The sequence below is a fragment of the Agromyces sp. NPDC056965 genome (genome assembly GCF_042673425.1).
GTDB lineage: Bacteria > Actinomycetota > Actinomycetes > Actinomycetales > Microbacteriaceae > Agromyces.
Genome location: NZ_JBHURI010000044.1, coordinates 1 through 20,401 on the forward strand (window position 1 = coordinate 1; position 20,401 = coordinate 20,401).

The 20,401-nt window shown below is 71.0% G+C and carries 24 protein-coding genes; 9 read left to right on the top strand and 15 right to left on the bottom strand.

The genetic code is table 11. The features are described from left to right. The first annotated feature begins 65 nt into the window (after positions 1-65). Positions 66-743 carry a DedA family protein gene (locus tag ACFTQE_RS12365; RefSeq protein ID WP_376925355.1) on the top strand — a complete coding sequence of 226 codons (678 nt, stop codon included), beginning with the start codon at positions 66-68 and terminating at the stop codon, positions 741-743. Here ACFTQE_RS12365 and ACFTQE_RS12370 read toward each other — a convergent pair. From ACFTQE_RS12370 to ACFTQE_RS12380, 3 genes are all read right to left on the bottom strand, one after another. Then, positions 669-1,298, bottom strand: a complete 630-nt coding sequence (locus ACFTQE_RS12370; protein WP_376925356.1) for an FMN reductase — start codon at positions 1,296-1,298, stop codon at positions 669-671. The genes ACFTQE_RS12365 and ACFTQE_RS12370 overlap by 75 nt on opposite strands. A gap of 2 nt (positions 1,299-1,300) precedes the next feature. Then, entirely contained in the window at positions 1,301-2,449 is a 1,149-nt protein-coding gene (locus tag ACFTQE_RS12375) for an LLM class flavin-dependent oxidoreductase (protein WP_376925357.1), read from the bottom strand. Between the two features lie 190 nt (positions 2,450-2,639). Next, entirely contained in the window at positions 2,640-4,223 is a 1,584-nt protein-coding gene (locus ACFTQE_RS12380; protein WP_376925358.1) for a M28 family metallopeptidase, read from the bottom strand. Between the two features lie 155 nt (positions 4,224-4,378). On the opposite strand from ACFTQE_RS12380, the gene ACFTQE_RS12385 reads away from it, so the two are divergent. Then, the gene (locus ACFTQE_RS12385; protein ID WP_376925359.1) at positions 4,379-5,194 is read left to right on the top strand and encodes a glycosyltransferase family 2 protein; all 816 of its coding nucleotides are present in this window, start codon (positions 4,379-4,381) and stop codon (positions 5,192-5,194) included. A 30-nt stretch (positions 5,195-5,224) separates the two neighbouring features. Here the strand turns inward: ACFTQE_RS12385 and ACFTQE_RS12390 are convergent, their stop codons facing one another. Beyond that, positions 5,225-6,115 carry an alpha/beta fold hydrolase gene (locus ACFTQE_RS12390; protein ID WP_376925386.1) on the bottom strand — a complete coding sequence of 297 codons (891 nt, stop codon included), beginning with the start codon at positions 6,113-6,115 and terminating at the stop codon, positions 5,225-5,227. A gap of 267 nt (positions 6,116-6,382) precedes the next feature. Here ACFTQE_RS12390 and ACFTQE_RS12395 point away from each other — a divergent pair, with 267 nt between their 5' ends. Continuing rightward, a complete protein-coding gene (locus ACFTQE_RS12395) occupies positions 6,383-6,760 on the top strand; it encodes a thioredoxin family protein (RefSeq protein ID WP_375836919.1) in 378 nt (125 codons plus the stop codon). Positions 6,761-6,786: 26 nt separating this feature from the next. On the opposite strand, the gene ACFTQE_RS12400 is transcribed toward ACFTQE_RS12395, so the two are convergent. From ACFTQE_RS12400 to ACFTQE_RS12415, 4 genes are all read right to left on the bottom strand, one after another. Continuing rightward, entirely contained in the window at positions 6,787-7,404 is a 618-nt protein-coding gene (locus tag ACFTQE_RS12400; protein ID WP_376925360.1) for a hypothetical protein, read from the bottom strand. Positions 7,405-7,476: 72 nt separating this feature from the next. Then, entirely contained in the window at positions 7,477-8,364 is an 888-nt protein-coding gene (locus ACFTQE_RS12405; RefSeq protein ID WP_376925361.1) for an LLM class flavin-dependent oxidoreductase, read from the bottom strand. A 30-nt stretch (positions 8,365-8,394) separates the two neighbouring features. Further along, positions 8,395-9,597, bottom strand: coding sequence for a trans-sulfuration enzyme family protein (locus tag ACFTQE_RS12410; RefSeq protein ID WP_376925362.1), 1,203 nt, complete (start codon positions 9,595-9,597; stop codon positions 8,395-8,397). Between the two features lie 67 nt (positions 9,598-9,664). Continuing rightward, positions 9,665-10,630 carry a DMT family transporter gene (locus ACFTQE_RS12415; protein ID WP_376925363.1) on the bottom strand — a complete coding sequence of 322 codons (966 nt, stop codon included), beginning with the start codon at positions 10,628-10,630 and terminating at the stop codon, positions 9,665-9,667. Between the two features lie 93 nt (positions 10,631-10,723). On the opposite strand from ACFTQE_RS12415, the gene ACFTQE_RS12420 reads away from it, so the two are divergent. Beyond that, complete coding sequence (locus ACFTQE_RS12420; protein WP_376925364.1) at positions 10,724-11,269, top strand: CGNR zinc finger domain-containing protein; 546 nt, start codon at positions 10,724-10,726, stop codon at positions 11,267-11,269. Between the two features lie 232 nt (positions 11,270-11,501). Here the strand turns inward: ACFTQE_RS12420 and rpsO are convergent, their stop codons facing one another. Then, positions 11,502-11,771, bottom strand: a complete 270-nt coding sequence (rpsO, locus tag ACFTQE_RS12425) for a 30S ribosomal protein S15 (RefSeq protein WP_056658110.1) — start codon at positions 11,769-11,771, stop codon at positions 11,502-11,504. A gap of 134 nt (positions 11,772-11,905) precedes the next feature. Further along, positions 11,906-12,916, bottom strand: a complete 1,011-nt coding sequence (locus ACFTQE_RS12430) for an NAD(P)-dependent alcohol dehydrogenase (protein ID WP_376925365.1) — start codon at positions 12,914-12,916, stop codon at positions 11,906-11,908. Positions 12,917-13,023: 107 nt separating this feature from the next. On the opposite strand from ACFTQE_RS12430, the gene ACFTQE_RS12435 reads away from it, so the two are divergent. After that, positions 13,024-13,218 (top strand): hypothetical protein, encoded by a 195-nt coding sequence (locus tag ACFTQE_RS12435; RefSeq protein ID WP_376925366.1) that lies wholly within the window; start codon positions 13,024-13,026, stop codon positions 13,216-13,218. 79 nt (positions 13,219-13,297) lie between these two features. Beyond that, positions 13,298-13,663 (top strand): DUF488 domain-containing protein, encoded by a 366-nt coding sequence (locus ACFTQE_RS12440; RefSeq protein ID WP_376925367.1) that lies wholly within the window; start codon positions 13,298-13,300, stop codon positions 13,661-13,663. A gap of 35 nt (positions 13,664-13,698) precedes the next feature. Here ACFTQE_RS12440 and ACFTQE_RS12445 read toward each other — a convergent pair whose 3' ends face one another. Both ACFTQE_RS12445 and ACFTQE_RS12450 read right to left on the bottom strand, forming a co-directional pair. Then, positions 13,699-14,550, bottom strand: a complete 852-nt coding sequence (locus ACFTQE_RS12445; protein WP_376925368.1) for a CPBP family intramembrane glutamic endopeptidase — start codon at positions 14,548-14,550, stop codon at positions 13,699-13,701. 11 nt (positions 14,551-14,561) lie between these two features. After that, complete coding sequence (locus tag ACFTQE_RS12450; protein ID WP_376925369.1) at positions 14,562-15,452, bottom strand: hypothetical protein; 891 nt, start codon at positions 15,450-15,452, stop codon at positions 14,562-14,564. A gap of 113 nt (positions 15,453-15,565) precedes the next feature. On the opposite strand from ACFTQE_RS12450, the gene ACFTQE_RS12455 reads away from it, so the two are divergent. Both ACFTQE_RS12455 and ACFTQE_RS12460 read left to right on the top strand, forming a co-directional pair. Next, positions 15,566-16,612: a M4 family metallopeptidase gene (locus ACFTQE_RS12455; protein ID WP_376925370.1), complete on the top strand. Its 1,047-nt coding sequence runs from the start codon at positions 15,566-15,568 to the stop codon at positions 16,610-16,612. Between the two features lie 56 nt (positions 16,613-16,668). After that, on the top strand, positions 16,669-16,980 hold the full coding sequence (locus tag ACFTQE_RS12460) for a protealysin inhibitor emfourin (RefSeq protein WP_376925371.1): 312 nt from the start codon (positions 16,669-16,671) through the stop codon (positions 16,978-16,980). Here ACFTQE_RS12460 and ACFTQE_RS12465 read toward each other — a convergent pair. Further along, complete coding sequence (locus tag ACFTQE_RS12465) at positions 16,880-17,590, bottom strand: lysoplasmalogenase (RefSeq protein WP_376925372.1); 711 nt, start codon at positions 17,588-17,590, stop codon at positions 16,880-16,882. The two genes, ACFTQE_RS12460 and ACFTQE_RS12465, sit on opposite strands and share 101 nt — an antisense overlap. 55 nt (positions 17,591-17,645) lie before the next feature. Here ACFTQE_RS12465 and ACFTQE_RS12470 point away from each other — a divergent pair, with 55 nt between their 5' ends. Beyond that, positions 17,646-18,671 carry a hypothetical protein gene (locus tag ACFTQE_RS12470; protein WP_376925373.1) on the top strand — a complete coding sequence of 342 codons (1,026 nt, stop codon included), beginning with the start codon at positions 17,646-17,648 and terminating at the stop codon, positions 18,669-18,671. Positions 18,672-18,675: 4 nt separating this feature from the next. Here ACFTQE_RS12470 and ACFTQE_RS12475 read toward each other — a convergent pair whose 3' ends face one another. Beyond that, positions 18,676-19,047, bottom strand: coding sequence for an FKBP-type peptidyl-prolyl cis-trans isomerase (locus ACFTQE_RS12475; RefSeq protein WP_056658140.1), 372 nt, complete (start codon positions 19,045-19,047; stop codon positions 18,676-18,678). Positions 19,048-19,227: 180 nt separating this feature from the next. After that, positions 19,228-20,397: a PrsW family intramembrane metalloprotease gene (locus ACFTQE_RS12480; RefSeq protein WP_376925374.1), complete on the bottom strand. Its 1,170-nt coding sequence runs from the start codon at positions 20,395-20,397 to the stop codon at positions 19,228-19,230. Positions 20,398-20,401 lie beyond the last annotated feature (4 nt).

Genomic DNA, 20,401 nt, shown 5'->3' on the forward strand with positions numbered 1-20,401 from the left:
GGGGTCTGCCCCCTGCGGTGCGGTGTCGTCGCCTGCCGTTCACCTCGAACGGATAGAACGGGCGAGTGGATGACGCCTGGCTGGTCTCGCTCGCCGCCTCGCCGTGGCTCCTGCCCGCGCTCTTCGCGCTCGTCGTCGGCGATGCGTTCCTCGTCGTGCTGCCGAGCGAGACCCTCGTCGTCGCGCTCGGCGCACTGGCGGCGACGACGGGGTCACCGGCGCTCTGGCAGGTCGTTCCCGTCGCCGCAGCCGGCGCGATCGTCGGCGACGGGCTCTGCTACCTGATCGGCCGACGCGTCGGCCTCGATCGCTGGCGTTGGCAGCGCACGGGCCGGACCGCAGCGGCGATCGAACGGGTCCGAGTCGCCGTGCATCGAAGGACCGCCCTGCTCGTGTTCACCGCACGGTACGTGCCGTTCGCCCGCATCGCGGTGAACCTGGCCGCCGGAGCGGGTCGGGTCCCGCTCCGGCGCTACCTCCCGCTCTCGGCCGCGGCGGGGATCGCATGGGCCGCGTACAACGTCGCGATCGGCGCGATCATCGGCAGCATGCTGCGCGACTCCCCGCTCCTCGCGATCGCCGTCTCGATCCCGATCGCCGTGGCGCTCGGACTCCTCGTCGATCGTGCGATCGTGAGGCTCGATCGCCGCCGAGCGCTCAGGGAGGCGTCACTCCCCGGTGAGACCGCCGATGAGGTGACCGAAGGGCCGGTCGAGGGCGAAGGGGTCCCTGACGTTCGCTGAGCGGTTGCTCGCGGCGACGAGTGCTGCGAGCTCACCCGACGCACGCTCGATGCGCGCCGGCAGCGTCTTCACGCTGTCGGCCGACTCGCCCCAGTCGCCGGTCGCCGCGAACACGCCCGTCGGCGCCACGATCGCATGCAGGTAGGTGAACATCGGCCGCAGTGCGTAGTCGAGCGCGAGCGAATGCCGCGGGGTGCCGGCCGTCGCGCCGATCACGACGGGCAGGTCTGCGAGCGCGGCACTGTCGATCACGTCGAAGAACGACTTGAACAGCCCCGAGTAGCTCGTCGTGAAGATGGGCGTGACGGCGATGAGTCCGTCGGCGCCCGTCACGGCCTCGATGACCGCCTCGAGCTTCGGGCTCGGGAAGCCCGTCAGCATGTGGTTCATGATGTCGGTCGCGACATCCCGGAGCTCGAAGGTCTCGACGGTCGTGTCGATGCCCTGCTCGGCGAGCTTGGCCACGGTGGCGTCGCTGAGCTTGTCGGCGAGCATGCGCGTCGACGACGGCTGGCTGAGGCCGGCCGACACGACGGCGAGGGTACGGGTCGTCATGGTCAGGCTCCCTTCACTGCTGCGGCGCCGAACGCGGCGCCCTGCGGGGCTGCGCTCGCGCCGCCGGCGGCCTTCGCCGCGTTGCGCGCGGCGACGAGCGAGTCGTGCGTCGGGGCATCCGGAACCGTCGCGGGTCGGTTCTCGCCGAACTCCTTGCGCAGTACCGGCACGACCTCCGAGCCGAGCAGGTCGAGCTGCTCGAGCACCGTCTTCAGCGGCAGGCCGGCGTGGTCCATGAGGAACAGCTGGCGCTGGTAGTCGCCCACGTAGTCGCGGAAGCCGAGCGTCTTGTCGATGACCTCCTGCGGGCTGCCGACAGTGAGCGGCGTCTGCGAGGTGAACTCCTCGAGGCTCGGGCCGTGCCCGTAGACGGGCGCGTTGTCGAAGTACGGGCGGAACTCGCGAACGGCGTCCTGCGAGTTCTTGCGCATGAACACCTGACCGCCGAGCCCGACGATCGCCTGTTCGGCCGTGCCGTGCTCGTAGTGCTCGAAGCGCTGGCGGTAGAGCGCCACCATGCGCTGGGTGTGCGAGGCGGGCCAGAAGATGTGGTTCGCGAAGAAGCCGTCGCCGTAGTAGGCGGCCTGTTCGGCGATCTCGGGGCTGCGGATCGAGCCGTGCCAGACGAACGGGGGCACGTCGTCGAGGGGGCGCGGGGTGGACTGGAAGCCCTGCAGCGGGGTGCGGAACTGGCCCTCCCAGTCGACGAAGTCCTCGCGCCACAGGCGGTGCAGCAGGTTGTAGTTCTCGAGCGCGAGGTTGATGCCCTGGCGGATGTCCTTGCCGAACCACGGGTAGACGGGGCCGGTGTTGCCGCGGCCGAGCATGAGGTCGACACGGCCGTCGGCCACGTGCTGGAGCATCGCGAAGTCCTCGGCGATCTTCACGGGGTCGTTCGTCGTGATGAGCGTCGTCGAGGTCGTCAGCTGGATCCTCGACGTCTTCGCCGCGATGTAGGCGAGGGTCGTGGTCGGCGAGGAGGAGAAGAAGGGCGGGTTGTGGTGCTCGCCGAGGGCGAAGACGTCGAGGCCCACCTCTTCGGCGTGCTGGGCGATCGTCAGCACGTCGGTGATGCGCTCGTGCTCGCTCGGCGTACGCCCCGTCGTCGGGTCTTGGGTGATGTCGCTGACGGTGAAGATTCCGAACTGCATGGTTGCCCTCCTGGGCTCTTCCTCGTGGGAGATTTCCGCGTTGCATGCTTTTGCATACATCTCCGACAACGGATGCTCCCCGCCCACTATTCCCGATCGATCGGGCCGGTGCACGCCGAGGCGCACGCACCGCACATGGACGCGCAAGGCGGGGGTGCCGTTCGGCACCCCCGCCCCGATTGCACGCGACTCAGTCGGCCGAGGAGTGCTCGTGCCCTCCATCGCTGCCGACCGTGCCCTGGGGGCCGGCGGGCGCCGGCAGGCTGAAGCCGCCGGGCACCTTCTTGCCCTTGACGCCGTTGACCGTCTCCGTGGAGTACGCGTACGTCAGCACAGCCGTCGCGATCGCGTCGCTGTTCACGTCGAGCGCATCGAGCGCGAGGTTGTCGATCGTGTCGCAGGCGAGGTGGTAGCACTGGTCGTACTGCTCACCCGCGACTCCGCCCCAGATCGCCGCCTGCTCATCGGTCTTCACGACTTCGGCACCCGTGAACAGGCCGCCCGCCGGGATGCCGTTCTGGATGAACGCCTGGTAGTCGCTGCGCCCGCTGAACTCCGCGTCGTCGTAGGGGATGCCCATCTTCGTGAAGTAGCTCTCGAAGAGGTCCTCGATCTGCACCGAGCCCTCGGGCACCACGACCGGCGCCGGGAAGCCCGACTCGTCGCCGTCGTACACCATGAAGATGTAGTTCGGCGAGGCGATCATGTCGAAGTTGAGGTAGAGCGCGATACGGTCCTTCTCCGCCTCGCTGAGCCCGGCCACGTACTCCTCCGAGCCGATCAGGCCCGCCTCTTCGGCACCCCACCATGCGAGACGCACGGTGTTCTGCGGCTTCAGCTTCGACAGGTTCTCGGCGATGTCGAGGAGCGCGGCGGATCCGCTGCCGTTGTCGTTGATGCCGGGCCCGGCTTGCACCGAATCGAGATGCGCACCTGCCATGACCACGTTCTGGGTGTTCTTGCCCGGAAGCTCCGCGATGATGTTCTTCTGCGGACGCTGCTCGGGTGCGGGCACGAAGACCCGCGCCGTCGACGTGGGCTGCGAGAGCGCGACGCCCTGCTCGTAGCTCGCTCCGACGACCGGGATGCCGACGATGTCCGATCCGCCGAGCGTTCCGACGATCAGGTCGTTCCGGGCGGCGGTGTCGTCGTTGCCCTGGTTGAAGATGACCACGCCGAGGGCGCCCGCCGCCTCGGCGTTGATGGCCTTCTGCCCGAAGGTGCACGTTCCGCGTTGGATCAGCGCGATGGAGCCCGCCGGCATTCCGGCGAAGTCCGCAGGCTCGCATCCGCTCGTGCTCGTGTTCCCGACTCCGAGCTGGATGTCGACCGGCCAGACTGCGGCCGTCAGGTTGCCCGGACCACTGCCGGTGAACGGTCCGGTCTCGTACGTGGCGGCGATCGGAGTGAGCTGCTCGAGCTCCGACGGACCGACGAACGTGAAGTCGAACTCGTCGATCGACACGTTCCAGCCGGCGGCCTCGAGCTTGTCGACGACGTAGTCGACGCTCGCCTCGTAACCGGGGAGACCGGCGGCTCGGTTGCCGTCGTGCTCATCGGCGATCGCCTGCAGCGCCTCGAGGTGCTCCATCGCACCGTCGGCTCCGACGCATTCGAGCAGCTTCTGCACGGTGTTGTTGTTCCGGTTCTCGCAGCTGTTCGAAGCTGGTGCCGCGAAGGCGGCTCCGTTGGGAATGAGCGCCAGCCCGGCGATCGCCGCGGTTGCGATCACCGCCGTGCGGGCGCGCTTGGAAAGTGTTGCAGATGGGTACATCGTCTCCCCTTCCGTGCCGGTTCGTCTCCGTTGACCCCCGGTCGCCGGTCAGCATATGTCGTTCGCGACGCCGCCCGACAGCCCCAATTCGGAATCGGCCGAAACGACGCACGGATCGAGCGTGGCACCACCGTCCCATGGCTAGACTCGCCGTGATGGGCACGATTTCGGTCATCATTCCGAGCCTGAACGACGCGGACTTCCTCTCCGCGTGCCTCGATGCGCTCGCACGGCAGACACGCCGCCCAGACGAGATCGTCGTCGTCGACAACGGCTCGACGGATGCCACGGCCGAGGTCGCCCTCGCAGCCGGCGCACGGGTGGTGCATGAGCCGATCCGCGGCATCTGGCCTGCCACGGCCGCCGGGTTCGACGCGGCCTCCGGCGACGTGCTCGCCCGCCTCGACGCCGATTCGCTTCCCGCGCCCGACTGGATGGCAGAGGTCGAGCGTCGCATGACGATGGCCGACCGCCCGACCGTCGTGACGAACAGCGGCACGTTCTACGGGCGCAACGCGGTCGTGCGGTGGATCGCCCGCAACATCTACATCGGCGGCTACTTCACGGTGATCGGCGCGCTGCTCGGCCACCCGCCCATCTTCGGCTCGAACTACGCGATGCGCGCCGACGCGTGGGCGCGGCTCCGCGACCTGGTGCATCGCGACCGTGCCGACGTGCACGACGACCTCGACCTCGCGTGGTGGATGCAGCCCGGCATGACGGTCGTGCGCGACCGTCGGATGCAGGTCGGCGTCTCGGCGCGCCCGTTCGACACCTTCGACGGCCTCGCACGGCGGGTGCGCATGGCGTTCCACACGATGTCGGTCGAGTCCCGCGAATGGCCGCCGCTCACCCGGCGCGCCGAGCGCCGTCGTGCGCCGGTCTGGGTCTGGGAGGCGAACGCACTGCCCGCCGATCCCGACGGCGCCGAATCGGCCGAGACCGACGGCGAGGAACCGCTGCCTGCGTGAAGCGCACCGGCGGCTCGCCGCCCGACGTTCCTACGGCGTGAGCTCGGTCGCGGCGAAGAGCGCGAGCATGTCGCGCACGAGCTGGTGCGGCGCGGTCTCGCAGGGGCTGTGCCCGGTGGGATACACCGCGAGGTGCGCCCCGATCTCGCGCGCGAACCGCTCGTGCAGCTCGCGCGGCCAGAGGTCGTGCTCCCCCACTGCGACGAGCTTCGGGATCGTCGACGCCGCGAGCCCCGACCGCAGGTCGGGCGTCTTCATCATGAGCGCGATGATGTCGTCGACGCTCTCGCGCCGGGTGAGCGCGAAGCGATCGCGCACGAACTCGAGTCGGCGCGGCGGCACCCGGTTGAGGTTGTTCCGGATGCCCCACAGCATGAGCGCGGCGCCCTGATGCGGTGACGTGAACGAACTGATCGGCCCGATGCGCTTGACCCCGCGGAACGCCTGCCCCGGCTCGGGCGGGGCGCTGAGCAGCGTGAGGCTCGCGAACCGTTCGGGCCGTTCGAGCAGTGCGAGTTCGGCGAGCGTGCCGGCGAAGCTGTAGCCGAGCACGTGCGCGGGCGCCGTGCCGTCGTCGAGCACGGCGAGGAGATCGTCGAGGAAGAGCCGCTCGTCGTAGCGCTGCCGCGGCGGGCGAAGGTTCCACGGACCGGCGCGCCACGACTCGTACTGCCCGGCGAGGTCGAACGACTCGACCCGATACCCGGCTTCCGCGAAGAGCGGCATCATGAGCACGAAGTCCTCTTTCGACCCCGTGGCGCCCGGCACCAGCACGATGCGCGGGGCCGACGGCGCCCCCAGGGCGACGCGGGCGAGCGCGCCGCTCGGCGCCTCGAAGCTCGAATGCTCCGCATGCTCGGGGAACGCCCGCCAGTCGAGGTCGGGAATCGCCTCGTCGGCCGCTCGCGCAGGATCGACCAGGTGAGCCGGCCCGACCGGAGCCGCGGAGTTCCCCGGTCGCGCGGCATCGACCGCGACCTCCGGTTCCGACGATTCGTCGGAGACCGAGCCGCGGCGACGGAACGAACCGAGCGCGCCTCCGAATGCGACCACGCCTTCACGATACCGGCGCCGACCCACGTCGGCCCAGCACGCGCGAACCCGATCGCTCGGCGACCGGTTCCGGCGCACAGCTCGCGCTGAGCGAACATCGGGCCCGCCCACAGGGACCCCCCATAGGCTGGGGGCATGGCTACCGTGGCGCTCACCCTGGACACCTTCGAGAAGACGATCCTCGAGGGCGGCACCGTCTTCGTCGACTTCTGGGCCGGCTGGTGCGGTCCGTGCCTGCAGTTCGCGCCGAACTACGAGGCCGCTGCCGAGGCCAACCCCGACTTCACCTTCGCCAAGGTCGACACCGAAGACCAGCAGCAGCTCGCCGCGGCCATGAACATCACGTCGATCCCGACGATCATGGCGTTCAAGGACGGCATCGGCGTGTTCGCACAGGCCGGCGCACTGCCCCGGCCGATGCTCGACGAGCTCATCTCCCAGGTTCGGGCGCTCGACATGGAGCAGGTGCGAGCGGACCTCGCCAAGCAGGAGGCCGAGGAGGCCTCGGCCTGAGCCACCGGCTCACCCGCAGGGCGGGATCACTCCTCGACTGCGCCCAGACGCTCGAGCCCGCTGAGGTCGAGCTCGACCCCGTGCGGCCGTGAACCACCGGTGATGAGGGCGGGCACCCGCACGTAGGCGCCGCGCTCGCGCATGCCGTCGAGCAGCTCGCGCCACCGGTCGTCGGCCGCCGGGCTCAGGAAGCCGGCGTGACGCGGACGATCGCCGCCCACGAGCTGCACGCCGATCCGGTAGCGCCGCGACAGCCATCGGCTCGCGCGCGGCACGAGCACCGCGTGCTGTTCGGCGCCCCCGTGCAGCCTCGCGAGCTCGATCGCCGGCTGGTGCCGGTGCACATCGGCCACGGGCGCCACCGCACGCACGGCTCGCTCGACGCGCACCGCATCGACCAGCTCGAGTCCGTCGAGCGTCGTGAGGTCGCCCCACTGGTCGGGGTTCGATCGCCGCGACCCGCGCACGAGGCCGAGGCCGAGGATCAGCCATGCGACCGCCGCCGCGAGGATCGCGAGGAAGGGCCAGAGCAGCCACGGCGGGCCATCCGGACGCACGACGCCCGTCAGCAGGAGCAGCACGAACACGACGAGGTACGGGAGCGGCTCCCAGGCGAGAAAGGGCTTCGAACGGGGCGCGGGCATTGCTTCAGGCTATCGCGAGCACGGATGCCGCGAGCCCGGCGGACGGCCCGGCCGAGATGCTCGGCGCTCGCGTCACCGCAAGCGCTGCATGAGCTCCGCCACCTCGTCGAGCACGGACTCGTCGCCGGCGTAGAGGCCGTGCTCGCGCGGCCAATGGGCCACGACGTCGGTGAATCCGAGCTCAGCCGCGCGGCCGACGGCGTCTTCGAACGCGGCGGCGCTCTCGAGGCTGTACCGCGGCTCGGAGTCGAGGGAGAGGATGCGCTCGAGGCCCGACGGGTCGCGGCCCTCACGGGCGCACGCCTCATCGAGCCGCGAACTCAGCTCGGCGAGCCGTCGCCACCAGGCGTCGGTGTCGTCGACGGTGCCGCCGGTCGTCACCCAGCCGTCGCCGAGGCGCGCGACGAGATCGAGCCCCTTCGGGCCCTCGGCCGCGAGGTGCAGCGGCATGCGGGGGCGCTGCGCGGGCTCGCCGACCATGCGGGCTCCGGATGCGGTGAACCACTCGCCCTCGAAGGAGATCCCGTCGGACCCCGGCTCCTCGAAGCGAAGCAGCACGTCGAGCGCCTCGGCGAACTCGACGAATCGTGCGAGCCGCTGCCGCGGCGTGTATTCGGGCTGACCGAGCACGAACGCGTCGAATCCGGTGCCGCCCGAGCCGACCCCGAGCAGCAGGCGGCCGCCCGAGATCTGGTCGAGGGTCGCGACATCCTTCGCGAACGGCACGGGATACCGGAAGTTCGGGCTCGCGACGAAGGTGCCGAGTCCGATGCGCTCGGTGACCATCGCGGCCGCCGTGAGCGTGGGCACCGTGGCGTGCCAGCGTTCGCCCGCGAGCCCCCGCCACGAGAGGTGGTCGTAGGTCCACGCGTGATCGAACCCGAGTTCCTCGGCGCCGCGCCAGTAGTGCACCGCCTCGGGCCACTCGTACTGCGGAAGGATGATGACGCCGAATCGCATGATCAGAGTCTAGGCAGTACGACCGGCCGCTCAGCGGGCGAGCGGGCCCACCGCGAGGTCGAGCGCCCGTCGCAGGTCGGCGATGAGATCGTCGGCGTCCTCGAGGCCGATCGAGAAGCGCAGGTGCCCGAGGGTCTTGAAGCCGTCGGGGTAGAACGCCACACGCGGCCCGGTCGTTCCGACGTGCACGATGAGCGACTCGTCGTGCCCGAGCGAGACCGCGGAGGTCACGATGCGCAGCGCCGCGACGAACGAGTTCTGCACGTCGGGGCCGCCGTCGACGGCGAACGACATCACCCCGCCGTGCGCCCCGCCGAACTGCGCGCTCGCGAGCTCGTGCTGCGGGTGGTTCCCGAGCCCCGGGTAGGCGACGAAGGCGATGCGCGGGTCGGCGTCGAGCACCTCGGCGACGCGCAGTGCCGTCGCGAAGGTCTGCCGAAGGCGGAGCGGCAGCGTCACCGAGCCGCGCATGATGAGCCACGCGTTGAACGGGCTGATGACGCCGCCCACGTCGACCATCGCGTCGGCCTTCAGCCGGGCGATGAGCTCGCGCCGGCCCGTGACGGCCCCGCCCATGGCGTCGCCGTGGCCGTTGATGTACTTCGTCAGCGAGTGCACCGAGAGGTCGGCGCCGTGATCGAGCGGCCGGAAGAACGGCGGCGGGGTGAACGTGGAGTCGACGCTGAGCAGGGCACCGGCGTCGTGTGCGATCGCGGCGACGCCCGCGACATCCGTCACCTTCGTCGTCGGGTTCGCGATCGCCTCGATGTGCACGAGCCTCGTGTTCGGGCGGAGCGCCGCGCGCACGGCCTGGAGGTCGCTCGTGTCGACGAAGTCGGCCTCGATGCCGTACTTCTCGGGCAGCAGCTCGGTGAAGAGCCGGTACGTCGCCTCGTACGAGACATCCGAAACGATCACGTGGTCGCCCGACCTCAGGAAGGTGAAGAAGACGGCGTGAAGGGCGGCGACGCCGCTCGCGAGCACGACGGAGTCCTCGCCGTGCTCGAGGATCGCGAGCTTGTTCTGCAGCCCGATCTGGTTCGCGCCCGAGTTGCGCGTGTACAGCGGGCTCTCGGTGCCCGACCAGCTCATGGTCGACGGATCGTCGGGCAACGCGTAGGAGTTCGCCATCACGATCGGCGTGCGGATCGCCCCCGATCCGCCGTCGACGGCGTTTCCGGCGTGCACCGCCTGGGTCGTGTCGGCGAGTTCGGTCCAGTCGGCGCGGGTCATGCCTCGACGCTACGCCCGATCGATCGAGTGTTACGGACGGTTGCGCGGGCCACGAGCCCGTCGGGCGCTACTCGCGAACATCGACGGCCACCGGCACGAGGTCGATGTCGAGCGCGACCGCAGCAGCATCGCGCGGCCGTTCGAAGCGCACGAGCACGATGCCGCCCAGGATGAGGAGCCCGCCCGCCGCCTGCAGCGGGCCGATCGCCTCGCCGAGCACGAACCACGCGACGATCGCGGCGAAGATCACCTCGGAGAGTCCGAGGAACGACGACAGGCGCGTGCCGAGCATGCGGATCGCGCTGATGCCCGCGACGTAGGCGAAGGCCGTCGACACGAGGCCGACCGTCAGCACCGGCACCCACCACGGGGCGACCGTGCCGAAGTACGGCACCTCGACGAACTCGGCCGAGAACGGCACGACGCCGACGATGCCGAGAGCCCCGAGCACCACTGCGCCCACGGTGAAGCCGCTCGCGGCGAGCGCGATCGGGGGCACCGAGACATCCGCTCGCTCGCCGAGCACGTAGTAGACGCAGACGCCGACCATCGCGACGCCGGCGAGCAGCAGGCCCACGACGTCGAGCCCGCCGCCGCCCGGGCCGATCACGAGGTAGAGGCCCGCGATCGCGAGCACCGATCCCGAGATGACGACGAACTGCGGCGCCCGGCGCTGCCGAACCCAGGCGACGAGCACGAGGGCGACCGGCGCGAGGTACTCGATGAGCAGCGTCGTGCTGACCGGGATGAGCGCGATCGAGGCGTAGAAGGCGACCTGCGTGCCGACGACGGCGATGAGCGCGTACGCGAGCACGGTCCACCGGGCTCGCCAGAGGGGCCGCAGGTCGAACTTCAGCGCGATGAGGCCCGGCACGAGCAGGGCGATCGCAGCGACGCCGATGCGGGCGAACACCGCGGCACCGGGCGACCAGCCCGACTCGAGGAGCGGCTTGACGACCACTCCGCCTGCGCCGAAGGCGAGCCCGGCGGCGAGGCCGAGCACGATGCCGATGGCGCCCTTCGAACCGCGCATCGGCGTCTCCTTCTCGTGTGTGGATTCGTGGCCGCGTCATGACCGAACGACGTTATGCTCGTGACAGTACCGGCAACGGATGTCAGGAGTCAAATGATTTTCACCGATGACACGATCGCGGCGCTGGGCTTCGTCGCCGCGCTGGCCGACACCGTGCCCGCGGCATCCGAATCGGGCGCCGACGAACTCGCGACACCCGAACAGCTCGGCACGATCCTCGACGCCTGGTGGTACTCCGGCCGGCGCGACGGCACCGCGGCCGAGGTCGCGGAGGTCGCCGCAGCGCGCGACCGACTCCGTGCGCTCTGGCGCCTCGATCGCGACGACGCCGTGACCGAGGTGAACGCGATCCTCGACGAGGCGAACGCCCTGCCCCGCCTCGTGCGGCACGACGACCTCGACTGGCACGTGCACGCGACCAGCCAGGATGCGCCGCTCGCCTCCCGCATCCTCGTCGAGGCGGCGATGGCGTTCGTCGACGTCATCCGCGCCGACGGCATGGACCGATTGCGAGCGTGCCAGGCCGACGACTGCGCGGGAATCTACGCCGACCTGTCGAAGAACGCCTCGCGCCGCTACTGCAGCACGCGGTGCGGCAACCGGATGGCCGCGCGCGCACACCGGGCGCGCGTCGAGTAGCGAGCTCGCGCCCCCTCCTCACAGCCTGCGAGTCGGCGGAGATTCGCGACGCCACGCCGCGCGGGCGCTCGTCGGCACGGCGTGTCGCCGGAGACATCCGCCGACTCGCAGCCGTCGAGTTCGCGCCGACCCGCCCGGGAATGACGAAAGCCCCCGGCGCGCTCCGAAGAGCGGGCGGGGGGCTTTCGCAAGAAGCTCGCGGTATCAACGAGAGCCGCAGCGATGAAGCTGCTTAGCGGCGCAGGCCGAGACGCTCGATGAGCTTGCGGTAGCGGTTGATGTCCACGTCGGCGAGGTAGCCGAGCAGACGACGACGCTGACCGACGAGGAGCAGCAGGCCACGACGCGAGTGGTGGTCGTGCTTGTGCTCCTTCAGGTGCTCGGTGAGGTCCTTGATTCGCTTCGTGAGGAGCGCGATCTGGACCTCGGGGGATCCAGTGTCACCGGGGTGCGTCGCGTACTCTTCGATGATCGCCTTCTTGACGTCTGCTTCGAGTGCCATAGATGGGATCCCCTTTCTTCTTGTTGCGCGCTGCCCGTGGCAGAATGCCCGGGCTCTCTTTGTGCGCGGCCGTCATGACGGCAACCTCAATACTCTACCAGAGCGGATGCCTCGCGGCTGACCCACCAGGTTCGTCAGGCGAGCCCGATCACGGCCTTGCCGAGCACGGCACCCGACCGCAGGCGGGCGAGCTGCTGCGGGACCTGCTCGAGCGGATGCGGGCCGTCGATGATCGCCCGCAGCTCCCCCGCCGCGGCGAGCGCGGCGATCTCGGGGAGGTCGCGGTTCGGCACGGCGGCGAGCAGCCCGATGCGCCGTGCAGTCTCCGCGTCCGCCCCGGCCGCTGACCGACGGCCGGCGCGAGCACCTGCGACGAGCACCTGGGCGATGCGGCGCGGGCTCCCGCCGATGTACGCGGCGCGCCCGCCCTCGGCGAGCAACTCGCCGGACTGCGGCGCAGGCAAGGCGCCGACCACGTCGAGCACGAGATCGAAGGCATGACGCGATCCGGCGCCGTCGCCGACGCCCGCGGCGACGACGTCGGCGCCGATGCCGGCGAGTGCGTCGAGCTTCCACATCGCGCGCTCGACGGCGGTCACGTGGGCGCCCCCGCGCTTCGCGAGCTGGATCGCGAAGGTGCCGACTCCCCCGCCGGCGCCGACGATGAGCACGCGCCTGCCGTTCAGCGAGCCGTTCGGCATCACCGCCTCGGCGCCGCCCAGCGCCTGCCACGCCATGCTCGCGGCCTGCGGCAGCGCGGCGGCCGTGAGGTCGTCGACCTCGGGCGGTCGCGCGACGAACGCGTCCTCGCGCGCGGCGACCCGGTCGGCGAAACCGCCCCAGCCCGCCGCCGAGAGCTCCCCGAAGACGGCATCGCCGACGCGATGGCGGGTCGCGCCGGAACCGACGGCGACGACGGTGCCCGAGACATCCGAGCCGATCACTCGTCGCCTGCGCTTGGGACGGAACGGCGCCTCGAGGCGCACGAGGGCCGCCCCGGTGGCGAGGTCGACGTCCCACGAGTTGAGCGAGACCGCGGCCACCCGCACGACGACCTCGCCGTCGCCCGGCACGGGAACGGGGAGGTCGGCGAGGCGCATGACCCGCTCGGGCGGGCCGTATCGGTCGAGCACGATCGCGCGCATGCGCGGCATCCTCTCATCGAGCCTCTGGGTGGTCCGAGGATACCGAGCATGCGACCGGGCGGCAGCAGATGCTTGCGGCACGGCCGTCGGTGCGGGATGCTGCCCGCATGCGAAAGCCAGTCCTCGTCGCGATCGGTGCACTCGTCGTCGTCATGGGCGTCGTCTTCATGCTGCAGGGCATCGGCCTCATCGGCGGCAGCGCCATGACCGGCTCCCCGCTCTGGGCGATCCTCGGACCGATCATCGCCCTCGGCGGCATCGCGCTCATCGTCCTCGGGTTGCGGAGCCGACCGAAGAGCTGACGGCGTCGACCAGGCGGCGCGGCAGGGCCGCCCGGCACGGCCGCTTGGCACGACGGATGCCCCGGGGCAGACTGGCCCCATGGCATTCGTCATCAAGCGGGTCTACGACCCGGCCGAGGCATCCGACGGCTATCGCGTGCTCGTCGACCGGCTCTGGCCGCGCGGCGTGAGCAAGGAGCGCGCCGAGCTCGACCTCTGGGACAAGGAGGTCGCGCCCTCACCCGAGCTCCGCACCGAATGGCACCACAACCGTGAGCGCTTCGACGAGTTCGCCGAGCGGTACCGCGGCGAACTCGACGCGAACGACGCCGCGCGGGCGCTCATCGCGCTCGGCGCCGAGCACGACCGGGTGACCCTGCTCTTCGGCGCGCGCGACGAGCAGGTGAACCACGCGGCGGTGCTGCTCGACTGGCTCGGCGAGCACGGGGCGTCCATCGACCGCTGATCGCACGGCGCCGCGGCCGGCGCGGCCGGCGAGGCCTACGGCGCCAGCAGGAAGATCGCCGGCCACCCCGTGTGCGCGTAGACGATGACGGCGAACACCACGGCGTCGAAGAGCATGTGCACGACGAACACGTACGTGAGCGACTTCGTGAGCTTGAACGTGTAGCCCTGGATGAGCGCGAACGGGATCGTGAGCAGCGGCCCCCACGACTGGTAGCCGAGCTCCCAGAGGAACGACACGAACACGATCGACTGCAGCAGGTTCGCCTGCCAGGACGGGAAGTGCCGGCGCAGCAGCACGAAGACCGTGCAGATGAAGAACAGCTCGTCCCACGTGCCGACGGCCGCGACGCCGACGAACAGGCGCGCGATCGTGTCGGGCTCGGTCACCGTCGGCCAGTTCTCGTAGACGCCCGAGCTGATGAAGTAGAACGGCAGGATGAGCCAGCCGGCGAGCGTCACGAAGATCAGGTAGAGCCACTGCGTGCGGTTCCAGCGCCGGCCGGTGCGCCACGGGAAGCGGATGACGTGCTCGCGGTACACGAACCGCGAGATGACGTAGGGCACGAGCACGGCGAGCCCGAGCACGACCGCGAAGCGCACCATGCCCGCGTCGCTGAGGTCGGCCTTCAGCGACACCGTCGAGATGATGACCTGGCCGACGGCGATGAGCGCGAGGTCGGCGGCGAGCCGCTCGGTGCGGCCCGAGCGATCACAGAGCCAGGCGACGAGGAGTCCGGCAGCGAGCATCGCGTAGCCCGCGATCGGCACCATGAACCCGAACAGGAGCACCGCGGCGCCGCAGACGAGCACGGCGGGCACGAGGGCGATCGGATGCGTCCGCAGCGCGGCGACGTCGGCGGTGTCGGCGATGTTCGTGCTCGGCATGGGCGGGCTCGCTACTCGTCGTCGCCGAGGTCGCCGCGACGCGACGCCTCGGCCCAGCGCGCGAGGAACACGGCGCCCGCCTCGTCGTGGATGAGGTCGCCCGCGGTGAGCACGGGGTACGCGGTCGCGGGGATGCCCTCGGCCGGACGCACGTCGACGTGCCGCACCCGCTCACCGCGTTCGGCGAGCCAGTCGGCCATGCGGTAGTCGCCGCGCGAGTCGCCCATCGTGCGCCAGTGCTGCGGGCGGATGCCGCGGGCGTCGAGCAGCTCGACGGCTCGCGCCGCCCCCAGGTCCTTGCCGAGTCGCACCGACTCGACGTCGGTCGAGATGATCGTCGGGTCGATGCGCCAGTGCACGCGCCCCGCGGCATCCGGTCGCTCGTCGCCCTCTCGCACGGTGCCGAAGCCGCGCGCGGCGAGCCCGTCGTGCGCGTGGGCGTCGAAGCGCGGCTGGGCCTCGAGGTAGTCGGCGGATGCCACGTGCACGTGCTGCTCGACCGAGACCATCGCCCGCTTCGTGTCGTCGAAGAAGGCGAACTCGTCGAAGTGCTCCTCGACGTAGGCGCGCATGTCGGCTGCGAAGTCGGCGGGCATCGCGAGCTCGAGGTCGACGAAGACCTCGCCGAGGCCGTCGGTGTCGATCGCGGCCCACACCGCGCCCTTCTCGCAGATCGCCCAGACCGGCGCGCCCGGCTCGAGGCCCGCGGCGAGCAGCGGCGGCACGACCTGATCGGCGATGAACGCGTCGGAACGGCCCGTGTTGAAGATCACGGGATTGCCGGCGTTCGCGAGGGCGGCGAGGTCGCGGGCGATCGACGGGATCGCGATCGAGCGCGTCACGGGGCTCGCGATGGGGCCGTCGACATCGAGCAGGAGGCCGAGGAGCGGGGTGGTGGTCACGCGTCCAGCCTATGGGCGCGGTGCCCGGTGCGGTGCGGCCGATGCATCGACGGTGCGACGACTCGTGAGCGCGGTGCCGCGCCGATGTCCTCGGCAGGTGGCAGCATCGAGGCATGCAGCAGATCGTGCCTCCCTACCTGCTCGACCGCATCGCCCAGGCGGCCGGCCCGCGGTTCCCGATCGCGGCCGAGGCCGCGAGGCGCGCCCTGCTCCGCGAGCCTCCCGTGCGGCTCGGCGTCGAGGCCCTGCCCGAGCTGCCGAGCGTGCTGCCCGACGCCCCGTCGGCGCCCGACCGGCGCATCTCCGACGCCGAGGGCCGCGAGAAGCTCCCGGGCCGCCTCGTGCGCCGCGAGGGCGAGCGCGCCACCGGCGACGAGGCCGTCGACGACGCCTACGACGGTCTCGGCGACACGCACCGCATGTTCGACCGCGTCTTCGGCCGGGACTCGATCGACGGCGCCGGCATGCCGCTCGAGGCGACGGTGCACTTCGGCGACAAGTATGACAACGCCTTCTGGGACGGCGAGCGGATGGTGTTCGGCGACGGCGACCGCGAGGTCTTCAGCGGCTTCACCGATTCGCTGAGCGTCATCGGCCACGAGCTCGCCCACGGTGTCACCGAGCACACGGCGAAGCTGCGCTACCAGGGTCAGTCGGGGGCGCTCAACGAGCACGTCTCCGACGCGTTCGGCGCGCTCGTCGAGCAGTACGCGCTCGGCCAGGATGCCGAAGCGGCGAGCTGGCTCATCGGCGAGGGCATCTTCACCGACGAGGTGCAGGGGCGGGCCCTGCGCTCGATGCTCGAGCCCGGCACCGCCTACGACGACGACGTGCTCGGCCGCGACCCGCAGCCGGCGCACATGCGCGACTACATCGAGACCGACGACGACAACGGCGGGGTGCACCTGAACTCGGGCATCCCGAACCGGGCGTTCGCCCTCGCCGCGACCGAGCTCGGCGGGTTCGCGTGGGAGCACGTGGGGCGCATCTGGTACGACGTGCTCACCTCGGGTCGCCTCTCCGCCGACGCCGACTTCGCGAGCTTCGCTGCCGAGACCGTGCGAGCGGCGCGCGAGCGCTTCGGCCCCGAGAGCCCTGAAGAGCGCGCCGTCGCCCGCGGCTGGTCGACGGTCGGCGTCGAGCCGGCGCCCACCGAGTAGCGCCGATCAGGGCGGGCGCCCGACCGCGCCCGCCGGCCGCGGAGTACGATCGGCGCATGGACGTCATCGTGTCCCGGAGCGGTGGCCTCGCCGGCACCCGGCTCGTCTGGGAGGTTCGCGTCGACGAGCAGCCCGATCCCGACGAGTGGTACATCCTCATCGACGAGATCCCGTGGGGTGAGCCGCTGCCGGTGCCACCCGAGCCCGACCGCTTCGTCTACCGCATCCGGTGCGAACCGCACGAGGCGACGCTCGCCGAGCGCCAGCTCACGGGGCCGTGGCGCCAGCTCGTCGATCGAGTGCAGGAGACGACGGATCCGCAGCGGCTCGGCGCGCGCGAGTCGCCGCCACCACGCCCCAGGCGATGAGTCCCTGCGCCGCGAGGTAGGTCGACATGACGACGAAGTCGTGGGCGGCGAACTCGTACCCCGGAAGGAACCTCCCGAGGGCGAGCACCGAGTCGGAGACGATGAAGAACGCGCCGCCGAGCACGACCCACCGGCCGTGCATCGACGCGCACACCGCCATCATGCCGATGGCCGCGGCGTAGAGCACGATCGGCGCCGCGAGCGCGCCTGCGTTCGGCAGGAGCAGGCCGAGCATGACGATCATCCACGCCCAGTACACGTACGACCAGGCCGGTGGGCGGCGTCGGACCCGGGGCATCCGCAGGAAGAGTGCGATGTAGGCCACGTGCGCGAGGAGGAACGAGCAGAGGCCCGCCACGAACGGGCCGTCGCCGGGGAACGAGAGCAGCACGTCACCGCCCCACGAGAAGGCGATGCCCGCCAGCAGCAGTGGCGCGGGCGCCTGGAACGGACGCACGAGGAACACCACCGCGAGGGCGAGCAGCGGCATCAGCGTCGCCTTCGTGGCCGTCACGCTCCAGGCCGGGCCGACGTACAGCAGCACGAGGTGGAGGACCGACATCACGAGGTACGGGGCGAACGCGATGAGCGGCGATCGGAAGCGGGTCACACGTCGCACCTTTCGGGAACCGGGCCGTCGACCGGCCGCATGACAGACTACCGAAGTGCTGCTTCCGGCGATCGACACCGCGTCCCTCACCCGCCCGATCTCGAACGCGGAACTCGCGGAGCAACGGCAGCGCGACCGCGCGGCCGGGCGCGCCCGCCAGGGCCCGGCGATCGCACTCGCGGTGCTCCTCGGCGCGATCGGCGTCGGCTGCCTCGCACTGCTCGCGGTCGGGATCGTCGCTGCGTTCGGCTGGAACTGGTTCGCTGTGCTCGCGATCGTCGCCGCAGGCGCCGTCGTCGCGGCGATCGCGGCCGGCGTCGTCGCGGTCTGGCGGCTGGTCACCGGCATGCCGGCGAAGGCTGAGGCGCGGCTGCATCGCTTCGCGGCACTGAACGGACTCGAGTACGAGCCGAACGCCGCACCGCGACTGCCGGGCCACCTCTTCGAGCAGCTCCGCGGGAAGCCGCGCAACTCGCGGTTCTCGACGAGGTCGGGGCGCGCCGTCGAGATCGGCAACCTGCTCTTCCTCCAGCCGAGGGCGGGCACCTCCGTCAGCGTCTCGATCGGACCCGTCGGATCGACGAGCGCCTCCGCCGACCGACGGTCGTACTGGCGGTACGTCGCGGTGCAGCTCGACGGCCCGCTGCCGCACATGGTGCTCGAACCGCAGGGCCGAACGACCGACGGACGCGCGTTCCCCGTCGGCTTCGACGCGGATCAGCACCTCTCGCTCGAGGGCGACTTCGATCGGCACTTCCACGTCTTCGTGCCGAAGCAGTACGAGCGCGATGCGCTCTACGTCTTCACGCCCGACCTCATGGCGGCGATGATCGACGAAGCACCCGGCATGCACATCGAGATCGTCGACGACTGGGTGATCTTCAGCCGCAACGGCCGCGCCGACTTCACGGCCCCGTCGACGTGGGCGGCGATCGAGCGCATCGCGAACCGCGCGGCATCCGGAATCGTCGAGCGCGGCGGCCGCTATCGCGACGAGCGCACGCGCGGAGAGACGTCGACGGCCGGCAGGGAGACGGTGCTGCGCACCGTGGCCCCTGCCGGCCGTCGACTCGAGCGGTGAGTGCTCAGCTCACGCCGAGCAGGTCGATCACGAAGATGAGCGTCTTGCCCGACAGCTGGTGGCCGCCGCCGGCGGGGCCGTAGGCCTGCTGCGGGGGCACGGTGAGCTTGCGGCGACCGCCGACCTTCATGCCGGGGATGCCTTCCTGCCAGCCGCTGATGAGCGCCTGGAGGGGGAAGTTGATGGACTGGCCACGACCCCACGAGGAGTCGAACTCCTCGCCGCTGTCGTACTCGACGCCGAGGTAGTGCACGTCGACGGTCGAGCCGGGCTGCGCCTCGGCGCCGTCGCCGACGACGATGTCTTCGATCACCAGCTCGACGGGAGCCGGCCCCTCGGGAGCGTCGATCTCGGGCTTGCTGTTCGTATCGGTCATACGTCAACCCAAACAGGTTCGCGGCTTCGTCGCAATCGCGGACAACCGTCCACCCCCCTCTTGCGCTGACTGCGAACACGTTGCAGTCTGGAGCTCTAGAACTCGTCGCCTGGTAGAGATGTCGGCAGTGCCACACCACAGGGCGGCGAGTTTTTTGCGCCGACGCGGCGAGCGGATGCCTCAGCTCAGCAGCACCCGTCGGTCCTCGACGACGGCGGCCAGGAGCCCCTGCTCCTCGGTGAACGTGCGCTCGCTCGCGAGCCCGGTGGCGATGCGCTGGCGGGTGAACGCGAGATGCGTGGCATCCATGACGAGGCGTCTCATGACGCCCGTGCGCGGCGGAGTCTGCGCCTTCGCCCAGGCCTTCGCCTGGCGTCGTCCGGCGGGTGTCGCGAGCATCTCGACCTCCGCCGGGCTGAACCATCCGGCGGCTCCGTACTCGGCGAGCCGGTGCCGGGTGATCCGCACCTCCTGCCGCCGCAGGAGCACCGTGAGCACGATCGCCGCGATGAAGATCGGCACCTGCACGGTCACGTAGAGGCCGATCGCATCGTCGGCGAAGGCGAGCGATCCGTTCCAGAGGGCGTGCAGCGAGATCGCGCCGAGGAGGCCGAGCAGGAACCATCCGACGACGCCCGCTCCCCCGCCGCGGCGAGCGCCGATGCCGATCGCGAGTCCGGTGCACGCGGTGAAGAGCACGTGGGCGAACGGCGAGAACAGCCCCCGCACGACGAAGGTCGCGCCGAGGGTCTCCGCGCCGCCCTCGGCGAGCGCGGCGCCGAAGTAGAGCACGTTCTCGGTGAAGGCGAAGCCGGCCGCGACGGTCGCCGCGTAGACGAGCCCGTCGACGGGGCCGTCGAAGTGCGACCGCGAGAACACGAAGATCAGCAGCACGCCGATGCCCTTCGCGACCTCCTCGACGATGGGCGCCTGCACGACCGCCTGCAGCGCCTCGTCGGGTGCGCCGCCTGGCTCGGCGAACGCCATCGCCAGCTGCACCCCGAGGTCGACGATGAGCGCCATCGCGACCGACACGGCGGCGCCCCAGAGGAACGCGAACCACAGCGCCCAGCGGGGCTCGGGCTCCCACCGGTCGACCCAGCGCACGGCGAGCAGCACCATGGTCAGCGGCACGAGGGCGAGGAGCGAGCCGATGAGGAGGGTCGAGACCCCGAGCCCAACCGCGAGGTAGGCGATCACCAGGAGCCCGACGAACCCGGCGACGACGATGCCGATGATCGCGAAGAGCAGGCCGCCGCTCCGCGCCGTCGGCGGCGCGGTCCAGATGGGCGGCGCGGGCGACGGGTTCACGGCGGGGTCTGGTGCGGACTGCGGGGCCACGGAGGTCACCCGG

What these genes read in the sequence shown, in the direction of transcription:
- ACFTQE_RS12375 (WP_376925357.1), bottom strand. Translation starts at nt 2,449, where the DNA reads ATGCAGTTCGGAATCTTCACCGTCAGCGACATCACCCAAGACCCGACG.
- ACFTQE_RS12420 (WP_376925364.1), top strand. Translation starts at nt 10,724, where the DNA reads ATGATTTTCACCGATGACACGATCGCGGCGCTGGGCTTCGTCGCCGCG.
- ACFTQE_RS12400 (WP_376925360.1), bottom strand. Translation starts at nt 7,404, where the DNA reads ATGCCCGCGCCCCGTTCGAAGCCCTTTCTCGCCTGGGAGCCGCTCCCG.
- ACFTQE_RS12475 (WP_056658140.1), bottom strand. Translation starts at nt 19,047, where the DNA reads ATGACCGATACGAACAGCAAGCCCGAGATCGACGCTCCCGAGGGGCCG.
- ACFTQE_RS12370 (WP_376925356.1), bottom strand. Translation starts at nt 1,298, where the DNA reads ATGACGACCCGTACCCTCGCCGTCGTGTCGGCCGGCCTCAGCCAGCCG.
- ACFTQE_RS12455 (WP_376925370.1), top strand. Translation starts at nt 15,566, where the DNA reads ATGCAGCAGATCGTGCCTCCCTACCTGCTCGACCGCATCGCCCAGGCG.
- ACFTQE_RS12410 (WP_376925362.1), bottom strand. Translation starts at nt 9,597, where the DNA reads ATGACCCGCGCCGACTGGACCGAACTCGCCGACACGACCCAGGCGGTG.
- ACFTQE_RS12380 (WP_376925358.1), bottom strand. Translation starts at nt 4,223, where the DNA reads ATGTACCCATCTGCAACACTTTCCAAGCGCGCCCGCACGGCGGTGATC.
- ACFTQE_RS12385 (WP_376925359.1), top strand. Translation starts at nt 4,379, where the DNA reads ATGGGCACGATTTCGGTCATCATTCCGAGCCTGAACGACGCGGACTTC.
- ACFTQE_RS12405 (WP_376925361.1), bottom strand. Translation starts at nt 8,364, where the DNA reads ATGCGATTCGGCGTCATCATCCTTCCGCAGTACGAGTGGCCCGAGGCG.
- ACFTQE_RS12440 (WP_376925367.1), top strand. Translation starts at nt 13,298, where the DNA reads ATGGCATTCGTCATCAAGCGGGTCTACGACCCGGCCGAGGCATCCGAC.
- ACFTQE_RS12415 (WP_376925363.1), bottom strand. Translation starts at nt 10,630, where the DNA reads ATGCGCGGTTCGAAGGGCGCCATCGGCATCGTGCTCGGCCTCGCCGCC.
- ACFTQE_RS12435 (WP_376925366.1), top strand. Translation starts at nt 13,024, where the DNA reads ATGCGAAAGCCAGTCCTCGTCGCGATCGGTGCACTCGTCGTCGTCATG.
- ACFTQE_RS12460 (WP_376925371.1), top strand. Translation starts at nt 16,669, where the DNA reads ATGGACGTCATCGTGTCCCGGAGCGGTGGCCTCGCCGGCACCCGGCTC.
- ACFTQE_RS12445 (WP_376925368.1), bottom strand. Translation starts at nt 14,550, where the DNA reads ATGCCGAGCACGAACATCGCCGACACCGCCGACGTCGCCGCGCTGCGG.
- ACFTQE_RS12395 (WP_375836919.1), top strand. Translation starts at nt 6,383, where the DNA reads ATGGCTACCGTGGCGCTCACCCTGGACACCTTCGAGAAGACGATCCTC.
- rpsO (WP_056658110.1), bottom strand. Translation starts at nt 11,771, where the DNA reads ATGGCACTCGAAGCAGACGTCAAGAAGGCGATCATCGAAGAGTACGCG.
- ACFTQE_RS12430 (WP_376925365.1), bottom strand. Translation starts at nt 12,916, where the DNA reads ATGCGCGCGATCGTGCTCGACCGATACGGCCCGCCCGAGCGGGTCATG.